At 35.0% G+C, this 23306-nt stretch carries 29 protein-coding genes and 2 riboswitches; of the genes, 2 read left to right on the top strand and 27 right to left on the bottom strand.

What is annotated here, in order from left to right:
- Positions 1 to 150: 150 nt before the first annotated feature.
- The 14 genes from folD to CEF14_RS02430 form a co-directional block, all read right to left on the bottom strand.
- Entirely contained in the window at positions 151 to 1002 is an 852-nt protein-coding gene (gene folD, locus CEF14_RS02495) for a bifunctional methylenetetrahydrofolate dehydrogenase/methenyltetrahydrofolate cyclohydrolase FolD (protein ID WP_102691392.1), read from the bottom strand.
- A 39-nt stretch (positions 1003 to 1041) separates the two neighbouring features.
- A complete protein-coding gene (gene nusB / locus CEF14_RS02490) occupies positions 1042 to 1416 on the bottom strand; it encodes a transcription antitermination factor NusB (protein WP_102691391.1) in 375 nt (124 codons plus the stop codon).
- Positions 1417 to 1799: 383 nt separating this feature from the next.
- The gene (locus CEF14_RS02485; RefSeq protein ID WP_102691390.1) at positions 1800 to 2207 is read right to left on the bottom strand and encodes an Asp23/Gls24 family envelope stress response protein; all 408 of its coding nucleotides are present in this window, start codon (positions 2205 to 2207) and stop codon (positions 1800 to 1802) included.
- Positions 2208 to 2228: 21 nt separating this feature from the next.
- Entirely contained in the window at positions 2229 to 3584 is a 1356-nt protein-coding gene (gene accC / locus CEF14_RS02480; protein WP_102691389.1) for an acetyl-CoA carboxylase biotin carboxylase subunit, read from the bottom strand.
- A 14-nt stretch (positions 3585 to 3598) separates the two neighbouring features.
- On the bottom strand, positions 3599 to 4102 hold the full coding sequence (gene accB / locus CEF14_RS02475) for an acetyl-CoA carboxylase biotin carboxyl carrier protein (RefSeq protein ID WP_102691388.1): 504 nt from the start codon (positions 4100 to 4102) through the stop codon (positions 3599 to 3601).
- A 115-nt stretch (positions 4103 to 4217) separates the two neighbouring features.
- Complete coding sequence (locus CEF14_RS02470; RefSeq protein ID WP_102691387.1) at positions 4218 to 4766, bottom strand: SpoIIIAH-like family protein; 549 nt, start codon at positions 4764 to 4766, stop codon at positions 4218 to 4220.
- Positions 4763 to 5017: a hypothetical protein gene (locus tag CEF14_RS02465; protein WP_102691386.1), complete on the bottom strand. Its 255-nt coding sequence runs from the start codon at positions 5015 to 5017 to the stop codon at positions 4763 to 4765. Before CEF14_RS02465 ends, CEF14_RS02470 begins: the two co-directional genes overlap by 4 nt.
- Positions 5018 to 5432: 415 nt before the next feature.
- Positions 5433 to 6233, bottom strand: a complete 801-nt coding sequence (locus CEF14_RS02460; protein ID WP_102691385.1) for a stage III sporulation protein AE — start codon at positions 6231 to 6233, stop codon at positions 5433 to 5435.
- Positions 6234 to 6359: 126 nt separating this feature from the next.
- Positions 6360 to 6614 carry a hypothetical protein gene (locus CEF14_RS02455; protein WP_102691384.1) on the bottom strand — a complete coding sequence of 85 codons (255 nt, stop codon included), beginning with the start codon at positions 6612 to 6614 and terminating at the stop codon, positions 6360 to 6362.
- Between the two features lie 120 nt (positions 6615 to 6734).
- A complete protein-coding gene (locus CEF14_RS02450; RefSeq protein ID WP_102691383.1) occupies positions 6735 to 6965 on the bottom strand; it encodes a SpoIIIAC/SpoIIIAD family protein in 231 nt (76 codons plus the stop codon).
- 506 nt (positions 6966 to 7471) lie between these two features.
- Positions 7472 to 8029, bottom strand: coding sequence for an elongation factor P (gene efp, locus CEF14_RS02445; RefSeq protein WP_102691382.1), 558 nt, complete (start codon positions 8027 to 8029; stop codon positions 7472 to 7474).
- Positions 8030 to 8053: 24 nt separating this feature from the next.
- Positions 8054 to 9121 carry a M24 family metallopeptidase gene (locus CEF14_RS02440; protein WP_102691381.1) on the bottom strand — a complete coding sequence of 356 codons (1068 nt, stop codon included), beginning with the start codon at positions 9119 to 9121 and terminating at the stop codon, positions 8054 to 8056.
- 6 nt (positions 9122 to 9127) lie between these two features.
- On the bottom strand, positions 9128 to 9568 hold the full coding sequence (aroQ, locus tag CEF14_RS02435; protein ID WP_102691380.1) for a type II 3-dehydroquinate dehydratase: 441 nt from the start codon (positions 9566 to 9568) through the stop codon (positions 9128 to 9130).
- A 27-nt stretch (positions 9569 to 9595) separates the two neighbouring features.
- Positions 9596 to 10045: a hypothetical protein gene (locus CEF14_RS02430; protein WP_102691379.1), complete on the bottom strand. Its 450-nt coding sequence runs from the start codon at positions 10043 to 10045 to the stop codon at positions 9596 to 9598.
- Positions 10046 to 10227: 182 nt separating this feature from the next.
- Here CEF14_RS02430 and CEF14_RS02425 point away from each other — a divergent pair, with 182 nt between their 5' ends.
- Positions 10228 to 11112, top strand: a complete 885-nt coding sequence (locus tag CEF14_RS02425; RefSeq protein ID WP_102694264.1) for a DUF1385 domain-containing protein — start codon at positions 10228 to 10230, stop codon at positions 11110 to 11112.
- Positions 11113 to 11256: 144 nt separating this feature from the next.
- On the opposite strand, the gene CEF14_RS02420 is transcribed toward CEF14_RS02425, so the two are convergent.
- From CEF14_RS02420 to CEF14_RS02405, 4 genes are all read right to left on the bottom strand, one after another.
- Positions 11257 to 11604, bottom strand: coding sequence for a hypothetical protein (locus tag CEF14_RS02420; protein ID WP_102691378.1), 348 nt, complete (start codon positions 11602 to 11604; stop codon positions 11257 to 11259).
- A gap of 68 nt (positions 11605 to 11672) precedes the next feature.
- The gene (locus CEF14_RS02415; protein ID WP_102691377.1) at positions 11673 to 12251 is read right to left on the bottom strand and encodes an HAD-IA family hydrolase; all 579 of its coding nucleotides are present in this window, start codon (positions 12249 to 12251) and stop codon (positions 11673 to 11675) included.
- A 66-nt stretch (positions 12252 to 12317) separates the two neighbouring features.
- Entirely contained in the window at positions 12318 to 14882 is a 2565-nt protein-coding gene (locus CEF14_RS02410; protein WP_102691376.1) for a vitamin B12-dependent ribonucleotide reductase, read from the bottom strand.
- A 176-nt stretch (positions 14883 to 15058) separates the two neighbouring features.
- Positions 15059 to 15892, bottom strand: a complete 834-nt coding sequence (locus CEF14_RS02405) for a lipoate--protein ligase family protein (RefSeq protein ID WP_102691375.1) — start codon at positions 15890 to 15892, stop codon at positions 15059 to 15061.
- A 106-nt stretch (positions 15893 to 15998) separates the two neighbouring features.
- Here CEF14_RS02405 and CEF14_RS02400 point away from each other — a divergent pair, with 106 nt between their 5' ends.
- Complete coding sequence (locus tag CEF14_RS02400) at positions 15999 to 16379, top strand: rhodanese-like domain-containing protein (protein ID WP_102691374.1); 381 nt, start codon at positions 15999 to 16001, stop codon at positions 16377 to 16379.
- A 237-nt stretch (positions 16380 to 16616) separates the two neighbouring features.
- On the opposite strand, the gene gcvPB is transcribed toward CEF14_RS02400, so the two are convergent.
- The 9 genes from gcvPB to comGC all read right to left on the bottom strand — a co-directional run bounded on the left by gcvPB (position 16617) and on the right by comGC (position 23298).
- Positions 16617 to 18095 (bottom strand): aminomethyl-transferring glycine dehydrogenase subunit GcvPB, encoded by a 1479-nt coding sequence (gene gcvPB, locus CEF14_RS02395; protein ID WP_102691373.1) that lies wholly within the window; start codon positions 18093 to 18095, stop codon positions 16617 to 16619.
- Positions 18088 to 19434, bottom strand: a complete 1347-nt coding sequence (gene gcvPA, locus CEF14_RS02390) for an aminomethyl-transferring glycine dehydrogenase subunit GcvPA (RefSeq protein WP_102691372.1) — start codon at positions 19432 to 19434, stop codon at positions 18088 to 18090. The genes gcvPB and gcvPA overlap by 8 nt, the downstream gene beginning before the upstream one ends.
- 25 nt (positions 19435 to 19459) lie before the next feature.
- Positions 19460 to 20560, bottom strand: coding sequence for a glycine cleavage system aminomethyltransferase GcvT (gene gcvT, locus CEF14_RS02385; protein ID WP_102691371.1), 1101 nt, complete (start codon positions 20558 to 20560; stop codon positions 19460 to 19462).
- A gap of 61 nt (positions 20561 to 20621) precedes the next feature.
- Positions 20622 to 20697: riboswitch (glycine riboswitch) on the bottom strand.
- 3 nt (positions 20698 to 20700) lie between these two features.
- A riboswitch (glycine riboswitch) is annotated at positions 20701 to 20795 on the bottom strand.
- A 148-nt stretch (positions 20796 to 20943) separates the two neighbouring features.
- A complete protein-coding gene (locus CEF14_RS02380; RefSeq protein WP_102691370.1) occupies positions 20944 to 21456 on the bottom strand; it encodes a shikimate kinase in 513 nt (170 codons plus the stop codon).
- 184 nt (positions 21457 to 21640) lie between these two features.
- Entirely contained in the window at positions 21641 to 21811 is a 171-nt protein-coding gene (locus CEF14_RS18860; RefSeq protein ID WP_170061405.1) for a hypothetical protein, read from the bottom strand.
- Positions 21812 to 21821: 10 nt separating this feature from the next.
- Positions 21822 to 22265: a competence type IV pilus minor pilin ComGF gene (comGF, locus tag CEF14_RS02370; RefSeq protein ID WP_102691368.1), complete on the bottom strand. Its 444-nt coding sequence runs from the start codon at positions 22263 to 22265 to the stop codon at positions 21822 to 21824.
- Positions 22244 to 22549: a hypothetical protein gene (locus CEF14_RS02365; RefSeq protein WP_102691367.1), complete on the bottom strand. Its 306-nt coding sequence runs from the start codon at positions 22547 to 22549 to the stop codon at positions 22244 to 22246. The genes comGF and CEF14_RS02365 overlap by 22 nt, the downstream gene beginning before the upstream one ends.
- A complete protein-coding gene (gene comGD, locus CEF14_RS02360; protein WP_170061404.1) occupies positions 22539 to 22997 on the bottom strand; it encodes a competence type IV pilus minor pilin ComGD in 459 nt (152 codons plus the stop codon). Before comGD ends, CEF14_RS02365 begins: the two co-directional genes overlap by 11 nt.
- Positions 22984 to 23298 (bottom strand): competence type IV pilus major pilin ComGC, encoded by a 315-nt coding sequence (gene comGC / locus CEF14_RS02355; protein WP_102691365.1) that lies wholly within the window; start codon positions 23296 to 23298, stop codon positions 22984 to 22986. The genes comGD and comGC overlap by 14 nt, the downstream gene beginning before the upstream one ends.
- Positions 23299 to 23306 lie beyond the last annotated feature (8 nt).

Here is a 23306-nt window from a genome sequence, read left to right as displayed (position 1 = left end):
ATTCGCTTATTAGCATTTGCTATGATGCGATTGGTAAAATAATAAGCTTCGCGTTTCTACTATGTGTTTTCCTTTTAAGTAAAAGAGCTGTCTTTCGCTAGAAAAACAGCCCTTGACGTTACTATTTTACCTGTTTTGCGTTCATTTGTCTTATGATAGCTTTTTTTTAGCAGATTGCAATGTATTAAATAATAACATTGTAATTGTCATAGGACCAACCCCGCCTGGTACAGGTGTAATTGCTGAAACTTTGTCGATGACTGCATCGAAATCTACATCTCCACAAAGTTTGCCATTTTCATCTCGGTCCATACCAACGTCGATTACAACTGCGCCCTCTTTTACATGATCTGCACCAATCATTTTTGCTCGGCCTGTTGCTACAACTAAGATATCTGCTTGAGTTGTAATAGCTTTTAAATCAGGTGTTTTTGAATGGCAATATGTAACTGTAGCATCTTTTTGCAATAGTAGTTGTCCCATAGGAACACCAACGATATGACTTCTACCAACAACAACAGCGTGTTTACCTGCAATATCAACATTTGAATGTTCTAAGAGTTTCATCACACCAAATGGGGTACAAGGTAAGAATGTTGGTTGTTTTAATAACATTTTACCCACGCTTATTGGATGGAAGCCATCGACATCTTTATCAGGAGAGATTGCTGCGATTACTTTTTGTTCATCAATATGCTTTGGAAGTGGTAATTGAACTAAAATACCATCGATTGTTGGATTAGCATTTAATTGCTCAATATGTTGTAACAATGTTTCTTCTGTGACTTCTGCAGATAACTTAATTAGTTCTGAATAAATACCCATTTTTTCACATGATTTTTGTTTGTTCGAAACATAGGTATGTGAAGCTGGGTCGTCACCTACTAAAATAACTGCTAGACCTGGAGTAATACCTTTTTCTTTTAAAGCATTCACTTCTTGTTGAATGGATTGTCGAATTGTATTGCCAATTTCTTTACCGTTAATTAGTTTGCCTGACATCTTGTTAACACTCCCAAATATTCAGCTTTTTTTAATCTATTATGCGAATTTTGATAATACACCATTGACGAACTTACTTGATTTTTCATCACCAAATGTTTTACTTAACTCAATAGCCTCGTTTAATACAACACTTTTAGGTGTTTCTGGTGTATACATCAATTCATAAGCCGCTAAGCGCAAAATTGTACGTTCAATTTTAGCTAAGCGATCGAATGACCAGTTTTCTAATTTTTCTGCTAATGCAGCATCAATTTCTGTTTGATGTTGAACGGTCCCTGAAACTAATTTTTCATAAAATTCATTTGTTTGTTCTTCCATCACATGTTGCATTGCTTCTTGAATTGTTAACTCTGTATTTTCTAGTTGAAAAAGTGTTTGTAACGCTTTTTCTCGCGCTTCTCGTCGCTTCATTATTGTTGTGCTCCTTTATACTACTACATCGGGACATTGTTGACTGCTAAATGTTATAAAATAGCAAAGTACGTCACAAGTGACCCATTATGTGAAGTGTTTCATTTGTTTACAATTAGTTTTATTTTATCACAAATCTATATCCAACGCATGGATTCTTGCATCTTTTGAAAAGTCAGAAAAAAGAACACAAAACAAACCATAATGATGGATTTATTAGGCGCACTTTTGTATTTACTTGCTTTTTATAATTCACTCTCGTTATCGTGCCACTTTCTCTGGTCCTTCGGCAAAATACTCATGGTTTTTCAAAATTTCTCCCATAAAAAAAGCGCCCTAAAAGCGATTTTACACACTTTTAAGGCACTTCTTCAAAACGAACACTACTCAGTTCTTGCGTCGTTCATCTGGTCAAATTGAATTCCTGTAATATGTACATTCACTTCTTTTGTTGTGTGAGATGTCATATTAGCAATTGCTTCACGGATTTGAGTTTGAACTTGTTTTGCTACTTTCGCGACAGATACACCATACTGCACAAAGCAATAGACATCCACGATTAAGCCTTTTTCAGTCCATTCTGTTTTAATCCCTTTACCATGAACTTTTTTACCGAATTTTTCCACAACTCCTGTAGCAAAATTACCTCTTGTTTTAGAGACACCTTCCACTTCTGTTGTAGCAATTCCCGCAATAACTTCAATGACTTCAGGTGCAACCTCAATCTTACCTAATACATCCTTACCTGAAGGTGTTTTTTGAGGTAGAGATTGTACGACTTTATCAGCCATAGAGTTCGCCCCTTTCTCGTGTTATGAATTCATTACGTCATTTTCTTCAAGGAATTTTGTATTGAATTTTCCTGATTTAAATACTTCATGATCCATTAATTTTTCGTGGAAAGGAATTGTTGTATGGATACCAGGTCCCTCAACGATAAATTCACCTAAAGCACGTTTCATTTTAGCGATTGCTTCTTCACGAGTATCAGCATGTACAATTAGTTTTGCTACCATTGAATCATAGTATGGTGGAATTGCATAGCCTGGGTACATCGCTGAATCAATTCGCACGCCAATACCACCAGGTGCTAAATAGTTTTCAACTTTACCTGGTGATGGCATGAAGTTTTTAGATGGATTTTCTGCATTGATACGACACTCAATCGCCCAACCATTCACTTTCACATCTTCTTGGTTATACATCAATTTTTCACCAGATGCAATTTTTAACTGTTCACGAACTAAGTCAATACCTGTGATTAATTCTGTTACTGGATGTTCTACTTGGATACGAGTGTTCATTTCCATAAAGTAGAATTTATCTTCTTTGTAATCGTAGATAAATTCAACTGTACCAGCACCACGATAGCCACAAGCAATTGCTGCTTTTACAGCTGCTTCACCCATTTCAGCACGACGTTCTTCTGAAAGTGCTGGAGATGGAGCTTCTTCTACTAGTTTTTGCATACGACGTTGAACTGTACAGTCACGTTCACCTAAATGGATTGTGTGACCATAGCTATCAGCTAATACTTGAATTTCACAGTGGCGGAAATCTTCGATGAATTTTTCTAAGTATACGCCAGGGTTACCAAAAGCAGCTGCAGCTTCTTTTTGAGTGATTTGAACACCTTTGATCAAATCCTCTTCATCACGTGCAACACGAATACCTTTACCACCACCACCGGCAGTAGCTTTAATAATCACTGGATAGCCGATTTCTTTTGCAACTTCTACAGCTTCATGTTCATCTGCTACAAGACCTTTTGAACCTGGAACTGTTGGAACGCCTGCTGCAATCATTGTGTCTTTTGCGATATCTTTAATACCCATTATTTTAATCGCATCAGAAGTTGGTCCGATAAAAGTAATGCCAGCATCTTCACAAGCTTCTGCAAAACTAGCGTTCTCTGCAAGGAAACCATATCCAGGGTGAATACCATCACAACCAGTTTTTTCAGCAACTGTAAGAATTCTGTCAATTTTCAAATAACTATCACTAGAAAACTTAGAACCAATACAGTATGCTTCATCAGCAAGCTGTACATGTAACGCTTCACGATCTGCTTCTGAATATACAGCCACAGATTGAATATCTAATTCTTTACAAGCACGAATAATGCGTACCGCGATTTCTCCACGATTTGCGATCAATACTTTTTTCATTAGTACGGCCTCCCTTAGTTTTCTTTCACTAGGAATAAAGGTTGACCGTATTCTACTAACTCGCCGTCTTTAACAAGAATTTCGACGATTTCACCTTTTACTTCTGCTTCAATTTCATTGAATAATTTCATTGCTTCTACGATACAAACGATTGATTCTTCGCCCACTTTGTCTCCTACTTGAACGAATGCCGGAGATTCAGGATTTGGTGCTTGATAGAAAGTACCTACCATTGGTGAAACGATTTTGTGTAAAGATGCATCATTTGCAACTTCAGCTTTTGGTGCTGGAGCAGGTGCTGCAGCTTTTTCAGCAACTGGTGCAGCTGGTGCTTTTGGAGCTTCAACTACTGGTGCTGTAACCGCTTTAACAACTTGCGCTGGTGCATCTGTTACTACAGTAGTAGTACCATTCTTTTTAAGTTTTACTTTTGTGTCATCTACTTCATAAACAAATTCATCAATTGAAGAAGAATCTACTAGTTTAATTATTTCGCGAATTTCTTGAATTTTCAACATACATTACTCCCCTAACTTTTGTGTAGTATAATACAATAACTATTTTAGCTTGTTTAGTCTATTTTTTAAACACATATTTAAAAATAAACATTATTCAAGAAAATTCGCACAAAAATCAGTTAATTGTTTCAGATTGGAAGTCAACAACAATTTGGCCAGAGTTATCAAGCTCTTTTTTTACCATATAAACGATCTCATTTGCCTTCGCTTTTGACAATTCATTCGCCTGTACTGTAACACGAATTCGATCGTTTTCAACTCTTACAAATGCATCAGGATACCCTAAAGTTTTAATTAACATTTCTAACATTGCTTCGTTTGATTCATTTTTAGTAATGGAATCAATTTGATCAAAAGCTTCATTTTTTTCTTCAGCTGTGTATTGAGAAGAAGCGATTTTTTTCGTTAATGTATCTTTCAATTGACTACGCTCATTTTGTAATTCCATACGCATTTCTTCAAATAGATGGCTTTCTGTTGTAACAGGTGTTGTTTTTCCTGTTTTACTAGCAATATCACTAATTTTAGTATCTTTTAATGCGTTGTCACTAAAAATTGCTAGTCCATTAAATGGTGTCACAGGATTGGATAAATAATATACCGAAATAACTGCAGCTAAACTTAGTAATGTTAAAAACCATACTGCTTTCTTTTTTACTCTCAATTGGAATCCTCCTTTTTTTCCATTGGTCTTACCACAATTCGATGAGTTGGTATTTCTAGCACACTTGATAACACTGTAACGAGATCATTTTTTACAGTTATTGAATCAGCCCCTTCTGCCACGACTAAAACGCCCGTTACTTTTTGTTGTTTACTCTCAGCATTTTGTTGCCAATTAAAATATTGGCTTAACGATGATTCGTCAGTTTTTGTTTCTGGTGTTGGTTGATCATAGTAGAAATAAATCATCACTTTTCCAACGCCTTCAATTGAACTTAGAATAGATGTTAATTCTTGATATTGTTCTGTATTGTTTGTAGAAGTGTTCGCATCATCTTTCGTTCCTTTTGATAGGCTCCAAAAACCACTGACGAGCAGTAGTATGATGATTATTCCTGCGATGAGATACTGCGACTTTTTAAAGTGTAGTGCTTTTCCAAGTACATCTCCTCCTTCGATACTTCAATACATTAACAACTAGTTCATCTTATGAACTGATTGTATTCAATATGCAAAACAAGCTATAAAAAGAAATAGTTTATACAATAAAGTGCTACGACCATTCTTAAAAGTTGAGTAGATTCTTCTTCATATTCTTTCGGTATAATTAATAGTAGTATTTTTCCAATCACACTATAAACCAACAAACCGAATAAAAAGCTTGTCACTATGCCCCTCCCTTTCCAATTTGCATTTGGATCATTAGTAACACCATCATAATGGTGAAGAAATAAGCGAATGCAATTAAAAATGAAACAGCACAGAGTACAAAAAGAGTTTTACTAATATCTTCAATCAATCCATTCACTTTACTATCTGTAAACGGTTCTAATACTGCCGATAGAAATCGATAACTAAAACCGAGTATTAAAATATTGATTGTAGGTAGAATTGTTACACTCCAAACACTTAATAATAAACCTGTACTCGTCGTTACCAATGCGGTTGAGGAATATTTTTTGAAAGTATTTAACGATTCCGTAACCAGCGAACCAATAATCGGGATATTCTGTTGAATTAACCTTTTAATAGGTTCAGATATATCTGCTGAATAGGAGCCAATAATGACACCATTAGCGGCTAATAGCATCGCATATATAACAACAGAAGCTGAAACAATGCTTAGAACAGACATCCTTAAGAAATCCGCCATTTTCGCGAAGGATAACTCAGGTAACATTCTAGTTATAAAATCAAATACAAAGGAAGCTATTAACATAGGAATCAAAAATTTTGAAACAACTACTAAAATAGTTTGCAAAAACAATAAAAAAACGGGACTAATAGCTAATACTGAAAATAGTCCCGAACCAAGAAGTAATGATGATGTTAATAATGGTGACAAAACAACATAGATGTGCATTAGTTGATCTGTAATATCTTGCATTTTAACAAATGCATCAAAAACAGGACGAATCGTCACCACGATGACTACGATCAAAAAAAAGAACCTTGTCCACTCTTTCATCGTTGGAATCAGCCAATTGATGCATAGAAAAAGAAATGCGTATAGAAAAAAAGATCGAAGTGCAAAAAGTTGGTCTTTAAATGGCTCTAAAAAAAATGTAGTCAGTTGTTCGATAATTACAACCTCCTATGGCACTAATAGCTTTTCCCATTGTTTTAATAGCTCACTTAACTTGTCCAACCAAAGAGTAACAATCCAAATTTTAATCGCAAGATGACTGATAAAAGCAATGCTTCCATAATCATTTTCTTCTAATAAATTGGTAACAATGATTGAACATAAATAAAGTAAGGAACTACCTAAAATTAATGGCAAATAGGGCAAATCAAACAAATAAAATGAACGTAACTTTTGCCAAAATGGTAGAACCACTCGCATCATTAAAAAACTACATAATATGAAAAAAAACACAATTGATAGTAAACGATGTAACGACGGAGACGTCATTTGAATGCCTACTAAAAGCAGAAGTGACACTAATATATAGAATAGGAACATCATCTATGACGTCATCAGCCATTGAAAGAATGAAATGATCTCATCAAAGAAGAGACGCAAGAATCGAAGTAATTCAATCGTTATATAAAGATATGCAATGAAATTAATGAAAAATGAAAACTCTTTTTTACCTGTTTGTTCAAAGAAAATATGCAATAACCCTAAGACAAGTCCAATTCCAGCAATACGAAGTAAATCTTGAAGTTCCGAAGTCGCCCCTCCTTTCTCTTCAATTTATGTATGGCATAAAAAAATATGCAAAAAGAGAAGTGTCTAATTGTTTAAAAGACTTATTTGTATGATGTTGAATTGATTTATGAAATCGTTTTCGGGGGTTATTTTTTAGAATACAATAGAGACAACAACATGAAGGATTTACCCTTTAAAATGTACAAATATAAAAAAGTCTATTGAATAAATAGCATCTTGTCCCTAATAATGGTGGGAAATTAATGAAGTTAGAAAATTGAAATTGAAACTGTTTATTTGCATACTATGTTTTCTATTACTACGATGCACAGCGGAGAATTAAGAACTACATGGAGAAATTACAAGGTTTGATGTTCAAAAAGATGAAACTAATAAAAAAGTTGTGGTTATGACAGAAACATTAAAATGATTCAAGATACCTAAAAAAAGATGACTCCTGTACAATACAGGAATCATCTTCTTAATCATTCATAGTCTTTTTCTAAATGCCCTTTACAAAGGATTTTAGAGTGTCGTATGAAATCATTTAATTATGCACGTGAAACGTAAGAACCATCAGAAGTGTTGATGATTAATTTATCGCCTTGGTTGACGAAGAATGGTACGTTTACAACTAAACCAGTTTCCATTGTAGCTGGTTTAGAACCACCAGTAGCTGTATCACCTTTAATACCTGGTTCAGTTTCAGCAACTTCAAGTTCAACAGTATTTGGAAGATCAATACCTAGGATTTCACCTTCGTACATCATAATAAATACTTCCATGTTTTCAAGTAGGAATTGTAATTCATACTCTAATTGTTCTTTAGTAAGTTCGATTTGTTCATAAGATTCCATATCCATGAATGCGTATGAATCACCAGATGCATATAGATATTGCATTTTACGAGTATCGATTTGTGCTTTTTCTACTTTTTCACCAGCACGGAACGTTTTTTCGGCAACGTTACCGTTACGAAGGTTACGCAATTTTGAACGAACAAAAGCAGCACCTTTACCTGGTTTTACGTGTTGGAATTCGATTACTCGGAATAGGTTACCATCAACAAGGATTGTTAAACCTGTTTTAAAATCGTTTACTGAAATCATTTCTAAATATCCTCCAATATTAAATTATAAGATGATTAATTCTTTTGGGGCATGAGTTAATTTTTCATTGCCAGTCGCTGTTATTAACGTATCATCTTCAATACGTACTCCACCAATACCTGGTAGATAGATACCTGGTTCACATGTTACAACCATTCCAGGTTCTAATACTACATTTGAACGATGTGATAATGCAGGACCTTCATGTACTTCTAAACCAATCCCATGACCAGTAGAATGACCAAATGCGTCACCATAGCCATGTTCTTTAATATAATCGCGTGCAACTGCATCCGCTTCAATACCCGTCATTCCTGGTTTGAATTTTTCAAGACCTTGTAATTGGGCGTCTAAAACAATTTGATAAATTTCTTTTAGTTGATCAGCAGGTTCACCAACAGCAACTGTACGAGTTGTATCAGAGATATAACCATTGTATAAAGCACCATAGTCTAAAGTGACTAAATCACCTTTTTCAATAATTTTATCAGTTGCAACGCCATGTGGCAATGCTGAACGCAATCCAGAAGCAACAATAGTGTCAAATGAAGAAGATGTTGCACCAAGTTTTCTCATAAAGAATTCAATCTCATTTGAAACTTCAAGTTCTGTTTTTCCTGGTTGAATAAATTGAATAATATGTTCGAATGTGGCATCCACAATCTCACAAGCGACCTTTATAATTTTAATCTCTTCTGGTGTCTTAATCAAGCGAATATTTTCAATGATTCCTGATACAGCTACTAATTCCGCCTTGATCAACTTTGAATAAATTTCATACATTCCATAGCTTACTGTATCTTTTTCAAAACCAAGTGTTTTTATACCCATCACTTTTACTTGATTTGCGATTTCTTCCATAATCGTTCCTTTATTTTCAACAATACGGTAACCATTACCTTTGACTTGTGCATTTGCTTGTTCAGTATATCGGAAATCGGTAATAAATACTGCATCGTTTTGTGAAACGATAGCAACACCTGTTGTTCCAGTAAATCCCGTTATATAACGACGATTGTACTCATTCGTAATTAAAAGAGCATCTAAATTTTGTGATCGAAGTGCTTTACGCAATTTTTCTAGTTTTTCCATCGTTGTCTATTCCCCTCTTTCAGCTTCTAAAAACATTCTCAGTGCTGCTTGATAACCGAATGTACCTAATCCTGTTATTTGACCAACGCAAACGGGAGCAAGGTAAGAATGGTGTCTAAATTCCTCTCGCTTATGTACATTAGAAATATGAACTTCTACTACCGGCACTTCTACGCCTGCAATAGCATCTCTAAGGGCAACACTTGTATGTGTATATGCCCCAGGGTTAAAAATAATCCCATTAACGCCTGAATCTTCAGCTTCATAAATCCAATCAATTAGTTGTCCTTCATAATTGGATTGTTTACATTCAATTTCGGCATTATACTGTGCGGCTAAATTTTTGAGCTTTGCCTCGATATCTAACAAAGTCTCCGAGCCATAAATGGTAGGTTCTCTCTTACCCAACCGATTTAAATTGGGCCCATTTAAACATAAATACCTCATCTTATCCCTCCCCTATCAATATTATCCTTATTTTAGCACATTACTAGAATTGGACAACTTATTTCGGGAAACTAAACTTCTAATTCTAGCATGATAAGAAGCTGTTTCTAATATCCATAATAAATGGATTGCAATTACAACCGCTAATGGGATCGAAAATTTGTGTATATAAATTGTTTTTTGAACTGACCATTCAATTCCCCAAACAATGATCACTGCAATCACTAGGGACATAAAATCAGTTCGTACTTTTTTTAATAATTCAGCTAAGGTAAATAAAATTCCAGCAATAGCAAGTATTAAGATCCATAAGATAAACCATTTTACCAATATATGTGAATCACTAAATACATGGTACTTTTTTGTCCATCCGGTCGGTGAAAATTTCATAAATGAAAATGTTTTTAAAATTTTTAATGAAAGAATAAATGTAAGTGAACTACATAAAATCGTCCAAAAAAATACTTTTAATCTCATTTAAACCCCTCCTTTTTCAAAAGGATAGACAAAATAGATGAATAATATGCTTTTCCTAGAGCTTTGTTCGATTTTTTAGTACAATAAAGTCAGTTTTAATTCAACTAAAGAGAGCGGTGCTGGTATTGAAAAATCAACCTAATCTTCCTGTATACGGAGGACAAGCTTTGGTTGAAGGCGTCATGATGGGGAGTAAAGCACACACTGTATCTGCCATTCGCCGTAATGACAATTCAATCGAATATTTTTATGTAGAGCGAAAAACAAATCCAAAACTTCAAAAGCTAAAAAAAATTCCTTTCTTAAGGGGAATTATTGCGTTAATTGAATCTGCAGCAAATGGTTCACAGCATTTGCAATTTGCAAGTGAAAGATATAACGTAAATCCTGGTGAGGAAAAATTAGAAGAACAAAAAGATGGTTCAAAATTGGAGATGTGGCTTGGAGTTGCTGCAGTCGGTGTGATTTCTTTTATCTTCGGTAAATTCCTTTTCACATTAATCCCCGTCTTTCTAGCACAACTTTTTCATACTTGGTTACCAGGTAAAACAGCGCAAATTTTACTCGAAAGTGGTTTTAAATTAATCTTACTATTAAGCTACATATATTTAGTATCTCTAACCCCTTTAATTAAGCGAGTATTCCAATATCACGGATCAGAACATAAAGTGATTAATTGCTTTGAAAATGGACTTCCATTAACTGTGGAAAATGTACAAGCTCAATCTCGCCTTCACTATCGTTGTGGTAGTAGCTTTATGTTATTTACAGTAATTGTTGGTATGTTTATTTATTTTTTAGTTCCAACAGATCCCTTTTGGCTACGAATAGTAGACCGTATTTTGTTAATCCCAGTTGTACTCGGGGTTGCATTTGAAGTGTTACAAGCAACAAATGCATGCCGAAATATTCCAGTTTTACGCTTCTTGGGATACCCTGGCTTATGGCTTCAATTGTTGACAACCAAAGAGCCAAAAGACGATCAAGTAGAAGTTGCCATTGCTTCCTTTAATAAATTACTAGAAATTGAAAAAGATCCATCGAAAATCCCTGGGAAAGCAGTTTAACAGTATATTTCAAAGGGCTCAATTGATATTGTTGAGTTTTTAATATATTCATACTTAGTTAAACTTATAAAAAAATGCAAGGCCTTCTATTAAGGGCCTTGCATTTTTTATTTGATTTCTGATGAGATTAATGTTCACAGAGCCTTATTTATTTCGATTACGCCATTTTTGAATTGCTTTTATACCAAAGAATCCAACTAGCCAAAAAACGAGGTAATAGATTGCAAATCTCCAGTATGATTGATCTAATAACGTGATTAATACAACAGCATAAGCTATGTAAGAAACGATTAGAGCTATCAATGGATTAATCTTATTTAATGCACATGAAGTCCCTTGTACAAAAAATGTTAGTGGAAAAATAATTGTCAGGCCTATTAAAAAGAAGGATTTATTGATATCTCCTTCACCAAATGCACCAAACATTGATAATACCGTTAAAGTTAGCATTGTAAAAGCTGGGAATACCATACCGGCAATTTTACTATACATGTTATCACTCCTTGCAGTTCCTTCTATTTTATCATGAAAAGGATGACAAAAAGTAATAATATCAAAAGTTAATACTTTTCCAAAAATTGTTTCCAGTTATGATCGAATTCCAAATAATCATTAATTGAAAAATCAGCTGCTTGACAGTTCCCTTGAAACATACAGGTAGCAACCCCCACCTTTTTTGCAGGAATTAAATCTAATTCTCGATCACCTATTGCCAAAGTTAAATGATATTTATCATGTAAATACTGATAAGACTCTGGATTTGGTTTTCTAGGAAAACCATTTTCAGGTGTTACTATTTCCGTAAAATAATGTGCTAAATTGTAATGATGAAGTACTTTTTCAACAGTTTCTCGATCTTTATGTGTCATGATGACATTACAATTTGCAAGTTGGAGTACATTTTCGATATTCTGAAATGGTGGCAACTGTTCTACTTTTAGGTCATGATTTTTTTGCATAAATTGCTCTTTTTCGAGTTCTGTCAATTGAAAATAGTCAAAGGCATAAGAAAAAGAGACTTTTAATTGTTTAACTACTTCCTCATAACTACTTCTTTTTTGAATTGTTTCATAGAAAATAGAAGCATAAGCTGGATATGTATTACAGATTGTACCGTCAAAATCCCATAAGATATTCATCGAATTTACTCCTATCCAAAAAACCCAAGTATGTCATGACATACTTGGATTTTTTTGTGATAAATATTATAATCCACATTTTAATTGTGCACCACAGTTTGTGCAAGTATTACAGCCGCCTAATTCTTCGACTGTCCCTTTTCGACATACTGGGCATGTATTCCCTACTTCTGAACCAATTGTTACATTTGTAGAGCGTAAATCTTGGATTGTATCAACAAGAACAACTGGACGTTTTTCAATCACTTTTTCTTCTTGTAAAGTATCATCCATTTGATTTTCTTCAGCTTTTAATGTTAAAACTTGTGAATCACGACTACCATCAACGTAAACAGTACCGCCTTTTGCGCCACCTTTGTAAAGACGTTCATATACTTTTTGAACTTGTTCTACAGTATAGCCACGTGGTGCGTTAACTGTTTTAGATATTGAACTATCAATCCAACGTTGAATGATACATTGTACATCTGCATGTGCTTCAGGGGCTAATTCCATTGCAGTAACAAACCATTCAGGTAAGTTATTTTCATCAGCTTCTGGATGCGCTGCTAGATATTCTTGTACGATGTCTGCTTTTACTTCAATAAATTTACCTAGACGACCACTACGATAGTAAGTAAATGAGAAATAAGGTTCTAAACCTGTAGAAACGCCAACCATTGTACCCGTAGATCCAGTTGGTGCAACTGTTAATAAGTGCGAGTTACGAATACCACCTTCAATAACAGCTTGACGAATATGTTCTGGCATTTTCTTCATATAGCCGGTTTCTGTGAAGCGTTTGCGAAGTGCAGCCGTTTCTTCGTCTGTTTGACCTACTAAGTATGGGAAGCTACCACGTTCTTTTGCTAATTCAGTAGAAGTTTCGTAGGCTGTAATTGCAATTGTCTTAAAGATTTCATCTACTAAAATATTACCCTCTTCAGAGCCATATTCTTTTTCACAATAGATCAGTAAATCTGCAAGACCCATTACACCAAGACCTACGCGACGTTCACCTAATGCTTGCACTCGGTTTTCTTCTAGGAAGTATGGAGTTGCATCTATAACATTGTCTTGCATACGTACACCAACACGTACAGTTTCTTTTAATGCTTCAAAGTCAACTGTTTTTGTATCATTATTGGCAAACTGTGCAAGGTTAACAGCAGCTAAGTTACAAACTGAATATGGTGCTAATGGTTGTTCACCACAAGGGTTGGTTGCAACAACTTTTTGTCCATAACTTTTGGCATTTGTCATCTCATTGGCATTATCGATGAAGAAAATACCAGGTTCTGCTGAATAAGTAGCACAAATATTGATTAAATTCCAAAGTTCACGTGCTTTAATCGTACGATATGTACGAACAGCATGTCCCATGGCTTCCCATTCACGAACATCACCGCATTTATGCCATTCTTCGTTATAAATAGCCATTTCCTTTTCGTCATATGATTCAACAGCTGGGAAACGTAAATTAAATTCACCATCGTTTTCAACTGCTTCCATGAATTCATTTGTTAATGTGACAGAAATATTAGCACCAGTTAAGAATTCTGGATTGTTTACACTATAAGTACCACCATCACGTAACTTCGTTTCAGCATCTTTAAATATAGCTTCATTGAATCCACCGAAACCTGGGATAGATTTGTAATTGATAATACCTTGGTACATCGCTTTTTCTTGTTCTGTTAAAGGTGTAAACTTAAGCTTTTCTTTTGCTAGACGTTTAATTTCGTCATCCTTTGTATTTTCAATCAAAAATCTTAAAATACGTGGATTTTGCATTTTTGAAATAATAAATTCAAAGATATCAGGATGCGTACATGCTAGCATAATCATTTGTGCTCCACGACGTGATCCACCTTGTTCGACAAGATGAGTCAGTTTTGCAATATCATCTAGCCAAGATACAGAACCAGACGATTTCCCGTTCACACCACGTGCTAAAGTATTACGAGGTCTTAATGTTGAACCGTTCGTACCAACACCGCCTCCGCGGCTCATGATTTCCATTACTTGTTTTCGGTGATCACTTATGCCTTCTCGTGAGTCTGCTACAAATGGCATTACATAACAGTTAAAGTACGTAACATCAGTACCTGATCCTGCGCCATAGATTACACGGCCAGCAGGGATAAAGTTTAGATTGACAAGTTGTTTATAAAATTTTTGATACCATTCTTTTCGTTTTTCATCTGTTTTTTCGACAGATGCCAAGCCCGTTGCATTCCGTTTTGCTATTTGTTCATAAAAAACTTCTAGAGGCTTTTCAATGACGTCTAATGAACGCGTAATAATTCCAGTTGATTGTTCTTCTGGATCATCAATTGCGCTACGATAGTCATCTTCAATTAATATTTTTGCTCTTTTTGTTGTTTCATCTATTGAAACGATATAGCCAAGTCCTCGAGCAGGAAACTTAGGATCTGCTTTTACTGTTAAAACAACAAAATCTCCTACTTTTAACGTTTTCTTTTCAGTATCTTTGAAAGAATAACGGTCAATCATCACAAGTCGAGAAACACCTTTGTGCATTATATGCATGTCCTCTGTGACTGGATGAACTTGAGGAAATTGTTGAATGTCTTTATTTAGTTGTTCAATGTCGATTGTCTGATTATGATGCTGCGATGCAAGTACCATATCATCCGCCTCCCTATTTCATATAGCAAAACACAATATATAGTATTTATACAATTAAATACAATACTATATATTGATTAGAAAAGCAAATAGAGTTTTTTTACAAGAAACGTTATTATATCGCGATTCTTAGGTATTTTCGTTTTTTTATGGCAAAAAATAAGCCTAAAAACCTATTATTTTCTGAAATTCCATTCATCGGTTTCATAACGTGTTTTTGCAAGATTTTCAACAAAATCCTGTTGTTCTTTTGTCAACTCATAAGGTACTAATTCAATATCAAGTGCATCTTCAAAACCTTTATGAAAAGCTTTTGCACATGTTTCGACATCTACTTTACGTTTAGCTAATTGATTAATTGCTACTGCTTTTTGTGGTAAATGTTTGCGCATGCGTTCTTTTGATGCTTCTGATGGAAATTTGAAAAGTGAGATCAATTTTTCATCATCTAAATCAATTAAAATTGCTCCATGTTGTAAAATTACGCCTTCTTGTCTAGTTTGTGCACTACCTGCAACTTTTTTTCCTTCTACCACTAGTTCATACCAACTAGGTGCATCAAAGCAAACTGCACTTTTTGGTTTTTTTAATAAATCACGTTTTTCTTCCGTGTCAGGAACAGAAAAATATGCATCTAACCCTAAATTACGGAAACCTAATAATAAGCCTTCACTAATCACTCTATATGCTTCTGTAACTGTTTTCGGCATGTTAGGGTACTCTTCTGAGACGATTACACTGTAAGTTAGTTCATGTTCATGTAAGACTGCTCGTCCGCCTGTAGGGCGTCGTACAAAGCCTAAATTCAATTTATGTAATTGATCAAAATCTATATCTTTTTGTGCTCGTTGAAAATAGCCAATTGAAAGTGTAGCAGGATTCCATTCGTAAAAACGAATGACTGGTGGAATAAGTCCTTTACTATGCCAATGTAGTAACGCTTCGTCTAAAGCCATATTATAAGCGGGGCTACAAGGTCCTGAATTTATAAAATACCATTTCGTTTTCATATTATCGTCCCCCTTCTATATCAACTTTTCTATTTTAACAAAGTCATTGGACTATCGCTAGTTCTTCTTTTATAATATTATTTGTAGATAGAAAGGGGTAAGTCATTTGAGCTGGTTATATTCAATCTTAATCGTACTTGGCGTAGTCATAATTTACACACTTATTAACGCATTACGCTTAAAAAAAGCAGTTATATCTCTAAATGAAGAAGAATTTAAAAAGGGATATCGTAAAGCACAATTAATTGATGTTCGTGAGTTAAAAGAATTTGAAAGTGGTCATATTTTAGGTGCGCGTAATTTGCCTACAACACAACTTCGTAATCGATATCATGAATTGCGACCAGATAAACCAGTATACTTATACTGCCAAAATTCTGGCCGTAGTGCACGTGCTGCTTTATTCTTAAAGAAAAAAGGCTTTAATGAGCTATATCAATTAGAAGGCGGCTATAAAAACTGGCACGGAAAAATTAAAGTTAAATAGTTTCTTCAAAATATGGAAAGCCATTTCAATTAGTTGAAATGGCTTTCTTTTTTGACTAATTGACTGCAAGTAAAATTAGAACTTTTATTTCCCGCATATTTCCTGAGTATATATAATAGGAAGAAACTCCAAATAATTGTTATTAAATAAAATAAAAACGCACCGCAAATTAACATTGTTTGCAGTGCGTTACATTTTGGTATGATTAGAAATTCAGAAGCTTTCTTGTCAAATCAATTATGCTTCAACAAGATCTGATGATTTTTGGTATTTCAAAACTGGATGACGTGCTGCACGCGTTTCATCTAAACGACTAATAACAGTCGTATGAGGTGCTTCTTGCACGACTTCAGGCGTTTCTTCTGCTTCCTTAGCGATTTGAATCATTGCATCACAGAAAGCATCTAATGTTTCTTTTGATTCTGTTTCTGTTGGTTCAATCATTAACCCTTCTTCCACGTTTAATGGGAAGTAAGTTGTTGGTGGATGGTACCCAAAGTCTAGCAGTCTTTTTGCAATATCAAGTGTACGGACACCTAATTTTTTCTGACGACTTCCACTTAAGACAAATTCATGTTTACAATGACGATCATATGGAAGTTCGTAATATGGTTGTAGACGGCGCATCATGTAGTTAGCGTTAATAACAGCATTTTCTGTTACAGCTTTTAAACCATCTGGTCCCATTGAACGGATATAAGTGTATGCACGAACATTAATACCAAAGTTACCATAGTAAGGTTTTACACGGCCAATAGATTGTGGACGATTATCATCAAAATGATAACCCTCTTCTGTTTTTACAAGTACTGGCTTTGGTAAGAATGGAATCATATCCTCTTTTACACCTACAGGACCAGAACCTGGACCTCCACCACCGTGAGGACCAGTGAAAGTTTTGTGTAAGTTTAAGTGCACACAGTCAAAGCCCATGTCTCCTGGTCTTGCTTTGGACATTACTGCATTTAAGTTTGCACCGTCATAGTATACTTTCCCACCTACACTATGAATAATTTCAGCAATTTCTAGAATATGTTCTTCAAAAAGCCCTAAAGTATTCGGGTTTGTTAACATTAAAGCAGCAGTATCTGAACCTACTACATGCCGTAAATCTTCTAAGTCTACCAAACCATTTTCATCTGATTTAACCGTAACAATATCAAAACCTGCAACGGATGCAGATGCTGGGTTTGTACCGTGTGCAGAGTCAGGAACAATTACTTTTGAACGATTATAGTCACCATTCGCTTCATGGAATGCACGAATCATCATTAACGCTGTCCATTCCCCATGAGCCCCTGCAGCTGGTTGAAGGGTTACTTCATCCATCCCAGTAATTTCGATTAAATGTTGTTGTAAATCATACATTAATTCAAGTGCGCCTTGTACTGTTTTTTCATCTTGTAATGGATGAATGTTAGCGAATCCTGAGAAGCGAGCTACAGATTCATTGATTTTCGGATTATATTTCATCGTACAAGAACCTAATGGATAAAATCCAGAATCTACACCATGATTACGACGAGACAATGCTGTATAGTGACGCATAATATCCAATTCTGAAAGCTCAGGGAGTTCTGCTTCTTCCTCACGAATAAATTCAGATGGTAAAATACTTGATAATTCTAATTCAGGTACATCTAAATCTGTTAAGCTATAGCCTACACGGCCTTTTGTAGATAATTCAAATACAAGTGGTTGATTTTCCTTATGCATGTTGAGCCCCCATTTCTTGCACGAGTGCATCGATTTCTTCTTTTGTACGTTGTTCTGTGACCGCGATCAATACATGATTTTCATAGTTAGGACTTACTTTTCCTAAATCAAATCCACCAATAATTCCTTTATCAAATAAAGCCTTGTTTAAATCTTCTACAGAACCATTTACTTTAACAACGATTTCATTGAAATGTGGTCCTTTAAAAGGAACTTCAAAACCTGCACGTTCAAAAGCTTCTTTAGCATAGTGTGTTTTTAAGATATTTTGTTTTGCCATTTCTTGAACGCCTTTTTTACCTAGTGCAGTCATTGCAACAGAAGCCGCTAAAGCATTTAATGCTTGGTTTGAACAAATATTAGAAGTAGCCTTTTCACGACGAATATGTTGCTCACGTGCTTGTAACGTAAGTACATAACCACGTCTACCTTCTTCATCTACTGTTTCACCAACTAAACGGCCTGGTACTTTACGCATTAATTTTGAAGTTGTTGCAAAATAACCACAGTGAGGGCCACCAAAGGCTTCAGGTATACCAAATGGTTGAGCATCACCAACAGTAATATCTGCCCCCATTTTACCTGGAGGTGTAAGAATTGCTAATGATAATGGGTTTGCTGAAATAATTGATAAACCTTTCACTGCATGGATTGCATCTGAAATTGCTTGGACGTTTTCAATTTGACCATAGAAATTAGGATATTGAACCATCACACCTGCAGTGTCATTGTCAATTAAACTTTCAAGTGCTTCTAAATCAGTGACGCCATCTTTTAATGGTACAGTTACAACTTCAATAGATTGACCATAAGCGTATGTTTTGACCACATCTTGAGCGATTGGATGTACAGCCTCAGAAACTAAAAGTTTTTTACGACGTGTTTGACCTGCAGCTAACATTCCTGCTTCAGCAAGTGCAGTGCCCCCATCATACATTGAAGAGTTTGCAAGATCCATTCCTGTCAGTTCAGCAATCATTGTTTGAAATTCGAAAATTGCTTGTAATTCACCTTGTGAAATCTCTGGTTGATAAGGAGTGTATGCAGTGTAAAACTCTGAACGAGAAATTACATGGTCAACAATTACAGGTTTGTAGTGATCATATACACCTGCACCTAAGAAGGAAACATATTCATCACTATTAGCATTTTGTTTTGCAAGTTGTGTCAATTCCTTTAATAAGGCTGATTCCGATTTAGCTGGTTTAATATTATACTCACCTTTAAATCGAACTTGTTCTGGGATGTCTGCGAATAATTCATCAACAGATGAAACGCCAATCACCTTTAACATTTCTTGCTGATCTTGCTCTGTCATTGGTAAATATCGATGTTTCATAGCAATAAAACCTCTCTTTTTCAACTTATTTTTGACGTTTATAAAAAGGTGTTTCTACCGTTTTAACTTTTAAGCGGCGATTACGAATTTCAATTTCTAATTCTTCACCAACCTCAGCAAATTCACTTTTCACAAGCGCTAATCCGATATTACGTTTTGTAAGTGGAGATTGTGTTCCTGTGGTTACTTCACCAATTTCCTCATCTCCTTTAAACACTTTATAGCCATGACGTGGAATACCTTTATCCATCATTTCGATCCCAATACTTTTTCTTGGTACGCCATTTTCTTTTTGTGCCAATAAGGCTGCTTTTCCGATGAAATCTTCTTTTTGCAATTTCACCACAAAATTAATCCCTGCCTCCAATGGCGATATTGTATTGGATAATTCTTGACCATATAAAGGAAGACATGATTCAAAACGTAAAGTATCACGGGCACCTAGGCCACATGGCACTACACCTTTTGATTCGCCTGCTTGTAAAATTTGATCCCAAAGAGCAACAACGGCTTCTCCAGAAGCGTAAATTTCAAAACCATCTTCTCCTGTGTATCCTGTTCGAGAAATAAGAGTATCAAACCCACAAATTGAAACATGTTGTTGCAAGCGGAAAGGTTTAATTTCTTGAAGATTTGTATCTGTTAAGGATTGCAAAACTTCTTCTGCAAGTGGTCCTTGAAGCGCTAATTGTCCAAACTCATTTGAACGATTTGTAATCTTCACATCTCCAAATGCTTGTTTTTTCATCCAATCATAGTCTTTTTCAATATTTGCTGCATTTACGACTAGTAAATATCGATTTTCTTCTAGTCTATAAATCAATAAATCATCTACAACACCACCATCTTCGTAACACATCGTTGTATATTGTGTTTGATTAATGGCTACTTTTGAAACATCGTTGGTGACAAGATTTTGCAAATACGCTAAACTTTCTGAACCTTCTACGAAAATTTCTCCCATATGCGAAACATCAAATAAGCCCGCTTTTGTACGAACTGCTTCATGTTCTGCTTTGATAGAGGAAAACTGCACGGGTAAATCCCAACCACCAAAATCAATTGTTTTACCCCCATATTTAGCATAGGAATCAAATAATGGTGTCTTTTTTAATTCTGTCGTCATTTTTCTTCCTCCTAATCATCAATTCACAAAAAAAGGACAGAGAAATCCCATGTTAGGATTTCTCTGTCCATGCACCTGAAAGTTTAACCATTACGGCTGGCCTCTTTGGTGGCTACACTAAGTAGCTCTCTCCAGAGTTGCGTCCCGTACGAGTCTTTTTGCCTGAGAGATTCATAGCACTCACTACTTGCTCCTTCGGCGACGCTACACAAGCGTTCTCTCCCCGTACAATCATCCGCCCAAGAATAATCTTGGTACTATTTTCATTTCAATGTTCTATAACAGGATTGCTTGGCTATATCTTAACATTGAATGATGATGACTTGCAATAACTTTATGAAAAATGTTTTAAAAACGAACGTTTTATCAACACACATTGTTTTTTATTCGCCTTTTAGTCTTGTGATTTGAAATGCTGCATACTCAACAATTTGCCTTAAAGAGCGACCCTCTGTACGAATATTAATATGTGCTGCACTCTTATAATGTTTTCTTCTCTGATAAAATAATTCTTCCAATTCTTGTTTAGTCGAGCGTTGGACAATCGGTCGATTCTTATCTTTATGAATTCTTTTCCAAATATCAGGAAATGTCGCATCTAAAAAAAGAACTAACCCAGTTTGTCTCATAATTTTTCGATTTTCCGCGTTAACTGCCACTCCGCCACCAGTTGAAATAATACAAAATTCATCACGAAAATCTCTTAAAAATTCTGTCTCGATCTTCCGAAAATACGCTTCTCCTTTTCGCTCGAAAATTTCCGGAATCGTCATTTTCTCCCTTCTCACAATTTCTTTGTCCATGTCGTAGTAAGGCATTCTTAGAAAATAACTAAGTCTTCTACCAATTGCACTTTTCCCGCTGCCCATATAGCCTACTAAATAAACTTTTCTCATCTTCTCACCTTCTTATGACTTACGACTGCCTTACACCTTTATATCACTTTTATTAATAGTAGCATGAACATTAGTCGATTCCAATAAATCATTACAGGTTGAGAAGAAATAAAAGAAATTTAGAAATATATGTCATTATTTTGCCTTTATTAGAAGAATATGCGAGAAAAATTAATTATTATTTTTAATTTGTTTCTGCACTTTCTACCTGAATTGATTCTAATACTAATTTCGTTTGATCAATTGCAGCAATACGCAAGGCATCATAGGCTCGATAATGTGCATCATAGGCTGTACTTGCAGCAATCATCAAATTCGTTACAAAAAACAAGAAAATCATTGCAGTTAAAAGCAAAAAACCCCGCTCATTCTTTAGTATTTGGAACAATAAATTCTCGACTCCTTTCTTTTCCATTTATAAATTTTACTGTCGTATTTAATAGATAGTTGTTGTATTCAAATCGCACCGTAGAAACGCCAAATAATAAGGGCTGATATCCGTCTTCTCTTCTTAATTCTCCAGAAGTATGTTTTACGCCCAAATCTCCCCTAGATGATGAATATTGAATATGATAGGATGTTCTAGGCGTAAATTTTGATGTATAAGTTAACTCTTTTTGTAATTGAAAAGAAAATAACTCCCACTGCAATTCATCGGTATTAAACATTCCATCGTCCTTATGACTATACCAAATAAAAAAGATAAGAAAAAAATGTGCAAAACAAACTAAAATCATCAACTGTAATAATGCATCTAAAAAAGTAAAACCACGTTGATCTTTTCTATTTAAGAGTCTGAATGGATACATAAACTCTCTTCTTGAATTCCTGCATATTGAATACAAATTTGATGCTCGTCCCCCTCCCAATAAAATTTGACTCCATCAATAATTACTTGTCCTTCATATTTTTGAAACTTCTTAATATTCCCTGCCACATAAAATGCCGCTTCAGCAGCGTGTAAGCTTAACTTCTTTTTATATAATGATGTCTCTAAATGATAATAGAATGGCAATAATGTTCCAAAAATCAATAGTAAGATGACAAGTGTCAATAATGATTCTGGCAATGAATGCCCTTGTTCATTGAACAAATTTCACCCTTCCTTCACCCAGATATACAATTAGCTCTACCTTTCTTCCATTTATCTTAAATGTCATTGTCCCAGCCCTACTAACAGTTTGTCTTTCTGTGAAAATAACATGATCTAATGTGCTGTAAAACTGAAATGAAATCGTTTCTGGATATTTTCTAACAATAATTGGTTGTACCTTGCTAATTTTGGGTACAAAAATTTGAATTTCCCCCATTGAATCCATTACATATAAACTTACAGCATCTTGATACCGATACGACAGTGCTTGTGCTAACTCGATATCCGCTTTTAATTGTTCAACAAAACGATTCTCTAATTCTCGATCTAACTGTTTCTTACCTACACTAATGCCTATTGAACAAATGAGCATTGTAATGACCAATACAACTAACATTTCAATAAACGTGAAACCTTTTTCATCTCTTATATATTTAGTTCGAGACATCAACTTTACCATTTGCTATTGTAATCGTTTTCCCTTCACATGCTTTCGAATCACTTGCTTTTAAATATTCCTTATTTTCTAATTCAGATATAGAAGTCGGATACTGGCCTACATCAATTCGATAAGCTTCTACTTGTCCCTGAACCATTTTGGTATAAGCATCGCACCCCTTTTTATCAACAGTTGCGAAGTGCTTCGTAACATTTGGAATGGCAATTAATATTAATATGGAAATAATAAACAATACGATTAACATCTCTATTAAGGTGAATCCTCTGTCATTATTTTGTTTAAGAATCATAACCCTCT

The organism is Rummeliibacillus pycnus, from assembly GCF_002884495.1.
Classification (GTDB): Bacteria; Bacillota; Bacilli; order Bacillales_A; family Planococcaceae; genus Rummeliibacillus; species Rummeliibacillus pycnus.
Note: the sequence above shows the minus strand (reverse complement) of the source record. Positions and strands in the feature narration are given on the sequence as shown.